The 11,794-nt window shown below is 37.1% G+C and carries 13 protein-coding genes and 2 tRNA genes; 11 read left to right on the top strand and 4 right to left on the bottom strand.

The genetic code is table 11. The features are described from left to right. Window positions 1–9: 9 nt before the first annotated feature. From BUE08_RS01430 to BUE08_RS01390, 9 genes are all read left to right on the top strand, one after another. Window positions 10–96, top strand: a tRNA-Leu gene (locus BUE08_RS01430). Window positions 97–241: 145 nt separating this feature from the next. Continuing rightward, on the top strand, window positions 242–856 hold the full coding sequence (locus BUE08_RS01425; protein ID WP_286680170.1) for an RNA polymerase sigma factor: 615 nt from the start codon (window positions 242–244) through the stop codon (window positions 854–856). After that, window positions 843–1,841 (top strand): DUF4349 domain-containing protein, encoded by a 999-nt coding sequence (locus BUE08_RS01420; RefSeq protein ID WP_286680169.1) that lies wholly within the window; start codon window positions 843–845, stop codon window positions 1,839–1,841. Before BUE08_RS01425 ends, BUE08_RS01420 begins: the two co-directional genes overlap by 14 nt. Window positions 1,842–1,972: 131 nt before the next feature. After that, the gene (gene polA, locus BUE08_RS01415) at window positions 1,973–4,564 is read left to right on the top strand and encodes a DNA polymerase I (protein WP_286680175.1); all 2,592 of its coding nucleotides are present in this window, start codon (window positions 1,973–1,975) and stop codon (window positions 4,562–4,564) included. 15 nt (window positions 4,565–4,579) lie between these two features. After that, on the top strand, window positions 4,580–5,176 hold the full coding sequence (gene coaE / locus BUE08_RS01410) for a dephospho-CoA kinase (protein WP_286680168.1): 597 nt from the start codon (window positions 4,580–4,582) through the stop codon (window positions 5,174–5,176). 35 nt (window positions 5,177–5,211) lie between these two features. Next, on the top strand, window positions 5,212–5,658 hold the full coding sequence (locus BUE08_RS01405; RefSeq protein WP_059033591.1) for a DUF441 domain-containing protein: 447 nt from the start codon (window positions 5,212–5,214) through the stop codon (window positions 5,656–5,658). A gap of 19 nt (window positions 5,659–5,677) precedes the next feature. Continuing rightward, on the top strand, window positions 5,678–6,712 hold the full coding sequence (locus tag BUE08_RS01400; RefSeq protein ID WP_059033593.1) for a nicotinate phosphoribosyltransferase: 1,035 nt from the start codon (window positions 5,678–5,680) through the stop codon (window positions 6,710–6,712). 15 nt (window positions 6,713–6,727) lie between these two features. Beyond that, a complete protein-coding gene (locus BUE08_RS01395) occupies window positions 6,728–8,356 on the top strand; it encodes an ABC transporter substrate-binding protein (RefSeq protein WP_281795669.1) in 1,629 nt (542 codons plus the stop codon). Then, on the top strand, window positions 8,353–8,496 hold the full coding sequence (locus tag BUE08_RS01390; protein WP_174221091.1) for a hypothetical protein: 144 nt from the start codon (window positions 8,353–8,355) through the stop codon (window positions 8,494–8,496). The genes BUE08_RS01395 and BUE08_RS01390 overlap by 4 nt, the downstream gene beginning before the upstream one ends. Window positions 8,497–8,586: 90 nt before the next feature. Here BUE08_RS01390 and BUE08_RS01385 read toward each other — a convergent pair. The 3 genes from BUE08_RS01385 to BUE08_RS01375 form a co-directional block, all read right to left on the bottom strand. After that, a tRNA-Leu gene (locus BUE08_RS01385) sits at window positions 8,587–8,671 on the bottom strand. 69 nt (window positions 8,672–8,740) lie between these two features. Next, the gene (locus BUE08_RS01380) at window positions 8,741–9,067 is read right to left on the bottom strand and encodes an AzlD domain-containing protein (protein WP_286680167.1); all 327 of its coding nucleotides are present in this window, start codon (window positions 9,065–9,067) and stop codon (window positions 8,741–8,743) included. Beyond that, window positions 9,057–9,758 carry an AzlC family ABC transporter permease gene (locus BUE08_RS01375; RefSeq protein ID WP_273702430.1) on the bottom strand — a complete coding sequence of 234 codons (702 nt, stop codon included), beginning with the start codon at window positions 9,756–9,758 and terminating at the stop codon, window positions 9,057–9,059. The genes BUE08_RS01380 and BUE08_RS01375 overlap by 11 nt, the downstream gene beginning before the upstream one ends. Window positions 9,759–9,855: 97 nt before the next feature. Here BUE08_RS01375 and BUE08_RS01370 point away from each other — a divergent pair, with 97 nt between their 5' ends. Further along, the gene (locus tag BUE08_RS01370) at window positions 9,856–10,371 is read left to right on the top strand and encodes a cysteine hydrolase family protein (protein WP_059033601.1); all 516 of its coding nucleotides are present in this window, start codon (window positions 9,856–9,858) and stop codon (window positions 10,369–10,371) included. Window positions 10,372–10,383: 12 nt separating this feature from the next. Here BUE08_RS01370 and BUE08_RS01365 read toward each other — a convergent pair whose 3' ends face one another. Then, entirely contained in the window at window positions 10,384–10,593 is a 210-nt protein-coding gene (locus tag BUE08_RS01365; protein WP_174221092.1) for a DUF896 domain-containing protein, read from the bottom strand. 91 nt (window positions 10,594–10,684) lie between these two features. Between BUE08_RS01365 and queG the strand changes: the two genes are divergently transcribed. Beyond that, window positions 10,685–11,713 carry a tRNA epoxyqueuosine(34) reductase QueG gene (gene queG, locus BUE08_RS01360; protein ID WP_286680166.1) on the top strand — a complete coding sequence of 343 codons (1,029 nt, stop codon included), beginning with the start codon at window positions 10,685–10,687 and terminating at the stop codon, window positions 11,711–11,713. The last annotated feature ends 81 nt before the right edge of the window (window positions 11,714–11,794 follow it).

Raw genomic sequence — 11,794 nt, 5'->3', positions numbered from 1 at the left:
CACATGCAAGCCGAAGTGGTGGAACTGGCAGACGCGCTGGACTCAAAATCCAGTGGTAGCAATACCATGCGGGTTCGATTCCCGCCTTCGGCACCAGATGCGACAAGTAATGCAGGGCTTGGACGAAAACACCAAAGCTCTGCTTTTTTAGTTTTTGGTTGGAATCTTGACCGCTGGAAGATCAGCAAAACCAAATGCTATTTAAATTTTTGCCCACAACATATAGGGAGGCACGGTAAAATTGAATATTGAAGGAGAACTCATATACCGGGCAAAAAGAGGGGATATGTCTGCGTTTGAAGACTTGATTTCCGGTTATGAGAAAAAAGTCTACAATACCGTGTATAGGTTTTTTAATAACGCCGAAGATGCAATGGATGTAAGCCAGGAAATCTTTATTAAAATATTTACCTCCCTTGATAAATTCCGAGGAGAATCAAGTTTTTCCACCTGGCTGTATCGAATTGCTGTAAATACTTGCATAGATTTTTCAAGAAAACATAGAGAAGCTACTCTCCCCATCCATGAAGAATCAGAAATACATAATCATTTAAATCTGGGAACGCCGACCCAACTGCCTGAAGAATTTATAGAAAATAAAGAGATAAGACAAGCTATAGCAGATGCAATTAATATGCTGCCTGAAGAGCAAAAAATATGTGTAATACTAAGAGATGTTCAAGGCTTTAGTTATGCAGAAATCGGCGAAATTTTAAATTGCTCCTTAGGTACCGTGAAATCAAGGTTGTATAGAGGTCGCAGAAATCTGAGAGAATTGCTTAAAGACATGGGGATTTTTTCTCAAGCACCATCTGACGGCGAGCTTCAAAGGGGGGAGCAACATGGCCGCATGTAAGGACTTTAGCGACTTAATCGATAAATATGTGGACGGCTTTGCAAGTCCGGAAGAAAAGAAATTACTGGAAGAACATCTTAAAGTCTGCCCAAATTGCAGACGTGAAGTAGAAGAACTCAGACAAACTGTGGCTTTAACAAACTTAGTGGGCGAAGTAGAAATGCCGCCGAATTTTTCCATCAATCTTTCGGAAAAAATTAATGAGATTTCCAAAACGCAAAGGTCTTCAAAAAAATCATTCTCCGGCCTGCTCCTTAATTTCTATCAATCCCATAAGAGGGAATTTACTGCTGCCGCAGGCATAATAGTAATTTTTACGCTTATTTTCACGTTCTATAATTTAGGGAAAAACTCTAATATGAACTATGCTTCAAAAGAAAGCCCACAAGCTGCTGCTGAAAATACAACAGGCACTAAGCCTGAGGCCAGAAGCCTTAAAGCAGATGAGAGCTTAAAAAGTTTTGCAGCTATTGCAGAAAGCGATACAGCAATGCAGAAACGCTTAACAAAAAGCATCACAATTTCGATAAATACAGAAGAATTAAGCGGAAAAACAGAACAAATTGTGAATCTTGCCGAAGAAGCAGGGGGTTATATAGAAAACAGCAAGATCGAAATGAAAGGCACAAATAAAACACCTGAGAGAGCCTCAATAGACGCAAGAATTCCGGAGGCAGAGGTTGATAAAATTATGGAAACCTTTAAAACCGAGAAAAACATCCTAAGCTGGAATGTTGAAACAAAAGATATCAGTAAGGATTATGATAACACTCTTGAAAAACTAGATTATCTGCGTCAATATGAGCAAGAACTGACTTTGATACTTCAAAAAGCAACTGGTACAAGCGAAATAATTGAGATACAAAAAGAGCTTTATAATACTCGCAGCAAGATTATTGATTTAGAAAATCAATTGGCTTTATGGGATGAAGATATAGAGCTGCCCCATGTAAACATAACTATAATAAAGAGTGAGAAGCCATAGAAAAAGAAACTGGATCTAAAATACAAAGATTTATAGATTTTTATTTTCTTTGCAGGTTTTTTAAAAATTTTGGTGAAATAATAATAAAACAGGCATTATAGATACGGAATGGAGGAGCCAGTTTGAAAAAAATGCTTTTAATAGATGGAAACAGTTTGCTGCATAGGGCTTTTCACGCGCTGCCTCCGCTTAGAACATCTAAGGGAGTGCCCACTAATGCAGTATATGGCTTCCTGAATATGCTGCTTAGGATTTTACAAGAAGAACAGCCTGACTATGTAGCAGTAGCCTTTGATAAAAAAGGGCCGACTTTTAGACATGAAGAATTTGTTGAGTATAAAAGCACACGTCCGCCTACTCCGGAAGAATTAATAGGCCAGTTTGATCTTTTAAAAGAGATATTAAAGGCCATGAACATCACTTTTTTTGAAATCGACGGGTACGAAGCAGATGATATCATAGGCACTATTTCAAAGAAAGGCGAGAAAGAAGGAATTTCCTCTATAATTGTAACCGGAGATAAAGATGAGCTTCAACTTATATCTCGCAATATTAAAGTCCTGGTTACCAGAAAGGGCATATCAGACATAGAGGCTTACGACCTTGAAAAAATAAACTCGAAGTATGGAATTTCTCCTGAAGCTATAACGGACTTAAAAGGTTTAATGGGAGATAAATCCGACAACATCCCGGGCATACCGGGAATCGGTGAAAAAACAGCTGCAAAGCTTCTTCAAGAGTTTGGCAGTCTTGAAAATGTATTGGAGAACTTTGATAAACTGAAAGGTAAATTAAAAGAAAACATACAAAAATATGCCGATCAGGCGAAAGACAGCAAATACTTGGCAACTATTGTGACAAATGTACCCTTGGAATTTGATTTTGACGATATTAAATATCGTGAACCTGACTATGACAAGTTAATGAATTTGCTTAGAGAATTAGAATTTTACAGCTTGATTGACCGCCTATCTAAAAATACTAAAGACAATAAAAATATCAAGGAAACCGAAAATACAGCAGATATGAATTTTGCAGAAAATAACAGTTCCCTTGAGGACGTAATAAAGTTAGCAGCTATAGAAAAAAGACTTTCGATTCTTGTAGATGCAAAAAAGAAGAACCTTAAATCTTATAAGATAGATGGACTGTATATTTGTGCCAAAGATGAATATGCTTTTGTATCTGGAGAGTTACTTGAGAAAAGCGATGTTAGGAAAACGCTAAAACAACTTTTAGAAGATCCTGCAGTATATAAAATTACACATGATAGTAAATTTATAAGAAATGCGCTAAGACAACTAGATATCGATTTTAAATGCCAATTCGATACAATGCTTGCCGCCTACCTTTTGGAATCTTCACGGCCAAGATATGACGTACCCCTACTGGTAACTGAATATTTAGGAGCTGCGATGCCGGATACAGCAAGTTTTACAGAGCAAATAATTCATATGTTTGCTTTAAAGGATGTAATGGATGATAAAATTAAAGAGTATGATATGAGTAAACTTTTATACGAAGTTGAGATACCCCTTAGCGTTGTCTTATCAGACATGGAACATGCAGGGATAAAAGTAGACCTGGGCAAACTCCAGGAACTTTCTGCTAAATTTGGAGAAAAATTAGATCTCCTCACAAAGGAAATTTATGAGCTGGCAGGAACTGAATTTAACATAAATTCGCCAAAACAGTTAGGTGAAATCCTATTTGAAAAGCTTTTATTGCCGGTAATTAAAAAAACCAAAACCGGATACTCGACAGATGCCGAGGTGTTGGAGAAATTGAGACCTTTACACCCTATAATCGATAAAATTTTAGATTATAGGTTCGTAATGAAGATGAAGTCTACATATGCTGATGGCTTGGCTGCCTTAGTTGATAAAGAAACCTCTCGAATCTATACCAGCTTTAATCAAACGGTGACAACTACAGGACGTATAAGCAGTACAGAACCAAACCTCCAAAATATACCGGTAAAAACAGAGGAAGGCAAGCATATTCGAGGAGTTTTTACTGCCGACGGGCCGGGGCACCTTCTTTTATCAGGTGATTATTCTCAAATAGAACTGAGGGTTTTAGCACATATGTCAGAGGATCCCGGTCTTATAGATTCATTCCTTAAGGGAGAGGATATACACACAAGAACGGCCAGCGAAGTTTTTGGCGTGCCGCTAGAAGAAGTAACACCTTCCCTTAGAAACAAGGCAAAAGCGGTGAATTTCGGTATTATATATGGTATAAGTGATTATGGGCTTGCGCAAAACCTTGGGATATCAAACCAAGAAGCTAAAGAGTATATAGATGCGTATTTTAAAAGATATCCAAAGGTAAAAGATTTTATACGCGAAACAATTGCATCTGCTAGAATACAAGGTTATGTTACCACATTGCTTAACCGCCGCCGCTACATTCCTGATATTAACAGTAAAAATTATCACCTTAGGTCTTTTGCAGAAAGGACAGCAGTAAATACTCCCATTCAAGGCAGTGCAGCAGACATTATAAAAATTGCTATGGTTAATGTTTATAAGGCATTAAAAGAAAATGGGTTAAGTGCAAAAATACTTTTACAGGTTCATGATGAGCTTATATTAGACAGCAGGCAAGAAGAATTGTCTAAGGTAAAAGACATCCTTAAGGATTGCATGGAGCATGCCTTTTCGCTGAAAGTTCCCCTTACAGTGGATATCCATCAAGGGTATACATGGGAAGAGCTCTAGAGAGGAGAAATACTTTTGACGGTAATCGGTCTTACAGGAGGTATAGCCAGCGGTAAAAGTACTGTAACGGCATTGCTTAAAGAAAAAGGCGCTGTTATAATAGATGCAGACAAAATTGCACGAGAAATAATGTCAAAGGGCGAGCCTGCCTGGTTTGAAGTATTGAATTATTTTGGCGATGAGATATTAAATGATGATAGAAGCGATATAGATAGAAAGAAACTTGCACATATTGTATTTTCTGATAAAGCTAAGCTTGAAGTATTAAACAATATTACTCATCCTAAGATTATAGAAGAAATTAAAAGAAAGGTTGAGGAATATAAAAAAGCAGGCAAAAAAATCATTGTAATTGATGCGGCACTACTCATAGAAACAGGTCTTGATAAAATCGCAGATGAAGTATGGGTGGTTGCAGCTAATGAGGATATTCAGCTTCAAAGGCTTATGGCACGAGAAAAAGACATTACAAAGGATGAAGCTTTAAAAAGAATAAAATCTCAGATGCCACTAGCCGAAAAACTGAAATTTGCAGATAGAGTCATAGACAATAACTCAAGTATTGAAGAAACAAAAAAGCAAGTAGACAAAATGTGGACTAAAATCTCATGAAGAGATTTAGATTTTGAAATGGCAGGTGAATACCTATGGATCAAGGAGTTTTAATTATCTTAGCAATACTTGTCTTAGGCGTTCTATCGAAGAACAATTCACTTGCTCTGGCAGCTGCGGTAGTTCTTACCTTACGGCTTGCCAATTTAAAGCAAGCGTTAATTTTTCTTGACAAAAACGCTTTAAAATGGGGTATAATCATTTTAACAATGGGCATCATAGCCCCCTTTGCAACTGGGGAAATTACCTCAAAAGATGTAAGCGATGCCATGAGAAATCCCTCGGCAATTGCTGCTCTTATTGCAGGAGCTGTTACTGTCATATTGTCGGGAAAGGGAACAGATTTGATATCAACAAGTCCCCAGATAGTTATAGGTATTATTCTTGGTTCTATTATAGGTGTAGCGTTTTTCAAGGGCGTTCCCGTAGGGCCACTTACAGCGGCAGGCATAGTCGCGGTAATTATGCAGTTCACAAAATGAAAAAAGAGAGGTTTGGCTTATGAAAGAACTCAAAAACTTAAATGATGTAAAAGATATTAAAATTGATCCTGAAAGACCGTTATTTTCAGCAAGTCATGATGAGATAATAGCAGGAATGACCACAGACATTTATTTTATCAAAACTATGGAAATATTAAGACATATGAATATTTCTCAAAAAGAAGTAGTGGCAGAAATATTTCCACGCAAACATGGGGTAATGTGCGGTACAGAAGAGGTTATAAATATTTTAAAAAACAAAAATGTAGAAGTCTATGCGGTGCCGGAAGGTGAGACATTCGAACCGAAGGATACCGTTGTTAGAATAAAAGGACCTTATGAAGAATTTGGCATATACGAAACCGCACTTTTAGGGGTTCTAGCTCATTCCAGCGCTTGGGCAACAGCAGCCAGAGCTTGTCGCGAAGCAGCAGGGGAGAGGCTTTGTATATGCTTTGGAGCAAGGCATGTTCATCCTGCGGTAGCACCTGTTATGGAGCGAGCAGCAATCATAGGTGGCGCCGATAATGCAAGCTGTATTTTGGCTGCAAAATTCCTTGGAAGAGAACCTTCCGGAACAATTCCGCATGCAGCTATAATTATGGCGGGAGATACCGTTAAAATCGCAAAGGTCTATAATGAAATAATGCCGCCCGATTCCCCTAGAATAATTCTAGTAGACACTTTTAAAGATGAAGCCGAAGAAACAATAAATGTTGCAGAGGCACTCGGAAAGGACTTGCAAGGAGTTAGACTGGATACTCCCGGTGAGCGGGGAGGAGTCACGCCTGATTTGGTTTATGAAGTCAGAAAGCGACTGGACCTAAAAGGATATGATTATGTAAAAATCTTTGTATCGGGCGGTCTTACGCCGGAAAGAATAAAGGTCCTTATAGAAGCCGGTGCCGATGCTTTTGGTGTTGGCAGTTACATATCAGGAGCATCTCCTATTGACATGACCCTTGATTTAAAGATGGTAGACGGCAAACCTATCGCAAAACGAGGCAGAATTCCAGGAATGATAGATAATCCAAAACTTAAAAGAGTTAAATGATCTATTGAGGTTATTATGAATAAGAAAGCAGCGGGAGTAATCCTTATTATCCTAACAATATTTTTCAGTGGGGCATGCTCTAATTTGAGTAAATCTGGCTCTCAAAGTTCAAATGTCGAAAATGAATTAAGCAAAGCTGAAAAGCCTATAAGCGGTGGTACCATAAATCTTGCGGCAATGTCAAGTCTGAATTTAGATCCTTTAAATGCTGCAAATGAAGATGACAAAAATATTTTAAGCCTTATTTATGAAGGTCTTGTAAAAGTTGATGGGCAAGGTAAAATTCAGCCGGCACTTGCTGAAAATTGGCAGATAGATGAAACAGGAACCACATATACATTTAATCTTAGGCAGGATGTAAAATGGCACAGCGGCGAGAGTTTTTCTTCAAATGATGTAAAAGCTACTTTTGACAGGGTTCGTGAGCTGAAAAAATCGGCAAAAAGCAACACACAGGCCTTGTTTGCAGAATTTAATAATGTCCAAAGCTATGACGCACCCAATGCCGCAACTTTTGTAGTCCATTTATATAAGCCGGATCCGGATTTCCTTAACAAAATTACTTGCGGTATCATTCCAGCATCGTCTATTGAAGCTTTAAAGGCAAGCAACGCATCAGGTCAATCGTTTGCCGGAACAGGACCTTTTGAAATTGTCAGCAAAACCAGTGATTCAATAACATTAAAAAGGAACGAGTCTTACTACGATAAAAAACCTTATATCAAGGAAGTTAATATAAAAATCTTCCCAGATAAAGAAACGGCAAAAGAGGCTTTTATGAGCAGCTCTATAGATGTTATTGAAATCGGACAAGAAGATTATGATAAATTTAGCGAAGTAAAAGATAGTTACATGCTTCAATATCCTTCCAGATATTTTGAGTTTGTGGCTTTAAATCTTACAAACCCATTATTTAGCGATGCCAATGTGCGGCAAGCGATGTTAATGGGGATAGACCGCAACAGGATTCTTCAAGACACCATATGGGGAAGAGGACTTATTGTAGATGGGCCGATTCTGCCGTATTCATGGGCATTCAATCCTAATGCACAGCACATAGAATACAATAAAAAACTTGCAGCTGAAAAGCTTGAAGAATTAGGATGGAAAGATGAAAATGGTGATGGAATTTTAGAAAAGACTATTGGAACAAAAAAATACAAATTTGAATTTGAATTACTAGTTAATGCGTCAGATAGCGCCAGATATCAAGCTGCTTCTCATATAGCAGAAGACTTAAAAGAACTGGGGATTTCTGTAAAGATAACAAATCTAAACTGGGAAGAACTTCGAAGTAAAGTTATGAGCAAAAAGTACGAAGCGGCTATAATGGGATGGAAACTAGCGCCAAACCCGGATCTTGGAGTTATGTTTTCCAGCAGCGAGATAAAAAATGGCTATAATTTTGTTTCCTATTCAAACAAAGAGCTTGATGATGTTTTGAACAAAATACAGACATCGCGGGATGAAAATAACAAAAAAGAGCTTTTATATAAGGCTTCAGAGATTATAAGCCGAGATTTACCTTATTTATTTCTATACAGTCCTAATGATATCTTGGCTCTAAATACTAGGGTACAGGGTGTAAATCCAAATCCTATAAATGTATTTTACAATATAAGTGAGTGGTGGCTTAAACAATGAGTTTACCAAAGAAGAATGATTTTGACTCAAAAGATATACTTGCTATGACAATAGCGATTTTTGAGCTTTTACTGCCTCCGGTTTTTATTATGTTCGGGGCGGTTACGGCAATATATTTTCTGTTAAAACTGTTTATATAAAACAACAATACGAAAGCCGGTGCGCTTATGATAAAGCGACCGGCTTTTAAATAACTATTTTTCATATTTAATCGATGTATAAAATAAAAATGGTGCGGAGAGCGGGACTTGAACCCGCACGGGAGAACCCATACGCCCCTCAAACGTACGCGTCTGCCAGTTCCGCCATCCCCGCAGCGCCATAAAACATTATACCTTCTTATTGTTTTTCTGTCAATAGATTCCTACTCCGTTTTTATATGATTTATGTTATATGATTAAACAACATAACAATACCCATTCCTACCAGAACTGTTGCAAACATATTTTTTGTCTTATAAGCAATGGGAAAGGCTATTATCGAAGCAACCAGTAAAGGATTATAGAAAGAAATATTCAATCTTCCTCCATAAATAAATACACCTTGAAAAAGCAAAGCGGAAAGTACAGCTGCAGGAATGAACTTTAAAAACTTGACAAATAATTTTGGGATTTTCTTTTTTGAAAGAAGTGTGGCAGGCAGCATTCTTAAAAGATATGTTACAAAACCCATAGTAAGCACGAGATATAAGTAACTTAAGCTAGTCCTCATCGTCAATAAACACTCCTATCACCGCTGCGATTACGGCAGCTAAAATAACATTCCAGTTTCCCGGCATTAGATATATCAAAATGATGGAAAGCAATCCTGATATTAACGACACAAAAATGAATTTAATATTTTTAAGCTGCATACATAACAAAGCAAGAAACATCCCAGGCAGTGCAAAATCAAAGCCAAGAGCTTTAGTATCCGGTATCAGATTACCAAATGCAGCACCTATAACGGTGCTTAAAATCCAACTTAGATAAGCGGTAATATAAAGACCTAAATAATAACTATGAGATAAAGAACCTTGTTCCGCATCAGTAATACTTACTGCAAAGCTTTCATCAGTAATAAAAAAAGAAATGATGAGAATCAATTTTTGCTTTATATGCTGAAAATACGGCGCTAGCGAAGCACTGAAAAGTAAATGCCTTAAATTTACCAAAAATGTAGTTATTATAATGGCGATGAAACTTGCATTTGATCTTATCATATCTATTGCTACAAATTGAGCTGAGCCTGCATAAACAAATACAGACATCAAACCGGTTTCAAAGGGAGTCAGGCCTGTATTAGATGCTGTAACACCCATTGCAAATCCAACTGGGATATACCCGAACACAATGGGTATAGCTCGTTTTATTCCAAAAATGAGATCGTTTTTCTCTTTGCTTTGCTGCATAACTGTTTTCATACCTTCTTTATAAGTGATACTTCTAAAAACATGCTATAATATAAGTGAATTGTTTTCTATCTAAAAATCTAAATGTTATTTGAAAGGAGAGCCTCCGGTGAAAGCTTTATTAGTAATTGACATGTTAAATGATTTTATTGATGAAGACGGGGCATTAAGCGTTGGGCCTCAAGGTAAAGCAATTATAAATATTATAAAAGAAAAAATAAGCGAGTTTCGTAAAAATGAATACCCCATTATATTTATTTGCGATAACCATGAAAAAAATGATAAAGAATTTGAGATGTTTGCCCCTCACTGCATTGCCGGCACTGCCGGTGCAAAAATAATTAGTGATTTAGACGTAAAAGATGTGGATAAAGTAATATCAAAAAGACGCTACAGCGCCTTTTTCGGAACCGATCTGGATTTATATTTAAGAGAAAACAATATAGATGAAATATTTTTGACAGGTGTCTGCACCAACATTTGTGTTCTCTATACTGCTGCTGATGCGCGAAATTTAGCATATAAGGTGAGTATTTATAAAGACGCAGTTGCATCTTTTGATAGCACTGCCCATGATTTTGCTTTAAAAGAAGCAAAAAATACCTTAGGATGCAATATTATTTAATTTTGCCAAGCTTTATTCGACACTGTCATCCGAAAAACTGCGATCATCTGAAGGCTCCACAATTTCTATGTTATCCAATTGCGACTTTAGATTGACTTTCACAGAATCAATATAGAGCCTGCGAAGGTATGCCTGCTCTTGTTTTTCTTCAGGTGTAAGACCTTCGCCTTTTTGTTTTTTATAAAGTGCGTTAATACGGGCTATCTGCTGGTCTGATATCATGAAAAACCCTCCTTTGAATTCCTAAAATGGCTTTTTTACTATATAATACAATTATAAAGATTTTCGAAAAAAATTCAAATCGGAGCGTAAAATGAATTTAAAATCTGAGATAATTCGCTTTTCAAAAGAAATAGGCATTGATAAAGTAGGCTTTGCGTCGGCAGATCCTTTTTTAAAAGAAAAAGAAATTTTGCAAGAAAGAAAGAGCAAGCAGCTAATTTCTCCTTTTGAAGAACAAGATATGGAAGCAAGATGCAATCCTCAAAGACTTCTTGACGGAGCTAAAACGATTATATGTTTTGCGATTGGCTATCTTATAGAACCTTCTGTAAAAAAAGAATTTTCTTCAGTTGATATACCTGAAGGCGAAATTTCCAAATATGCACAAATTAAAGACTATCATAATGTTTTAAATGAAAAGCTTATCAGGATAGCAGATTTCATTTCAGAAAAAGAACCAGGCAAGTTTAAAATAATGGTAGATACAGGTGCGCTAATTGAAAGAGCTGCTGCAGCTCGTGCAGGAATAGGGTGGATTGGAGAGAATACCTGCCTTTTTACTCCTGAATTCGGCTCATGGGTGTTCTTAGGGGAGATACTTACTGATATTGAGATTGAATCAGACGATCCGGCCGAAACTTATTGTGATAAATGCGGCCGATGCATAGCTGCCTGTCCTACAGGCGCATTAATAGAACCTTTTAGGTTGAATCCACACAAATGTCTTTCTTATATCACACAAATGAGAGGGCAAATTCCAAAAGAATTCAGAGAAACTCTTGGAAATATGATTTTTGGGTGCGATATATGTCAAGATGTCTGTCCTTGCAACAAGGATGTCAATATCCCAAATCACCAGGAATTTTTTCCGGATGTATCTTTAGAAAAAAATCTAGAAAAACTGGCAATTCTTAGCAAACAAGATTTTAATAGGATGTTTAAGCCTGCAGCAGCCGGCTGGCGAGGCAGAAATATTATTCGAAGAAATGCCATATGCGCTCTGGGAAACATAAGGTATAAAGGGGCGATAAAAACTCTTGAGTATCTAACTACAGACCCTTCGGAAATAATAAGGGAACAAGCATCTTGGTCTCTTCGACAAATTATTCAGTCTGTATAGGCCCTTATTTCAATCCTGATGACACCATCTAAAGTTATTGATATAATAAAGTAACATATTTAATAAAGTGAATAGGTGATA

Origin of the sequence: Tepidanaerobacter sp. EBM-49 (assembly GCF_001896645.1) — a bacterium.
GTDB classification, from domain to species: Bacteria; Bacillota; Thermosediminibacteria; order Thermosediminibacterales; family Tepidanaerobacteraceae; genus Tepidanaerobacter; species Tepidanaerobacter syntrophicus.
The sequence above is the reverse complement of the archived record's forward strand: the minus strand, read 5'-3'. Positions and strand labels throughout refer to the sequence as shown.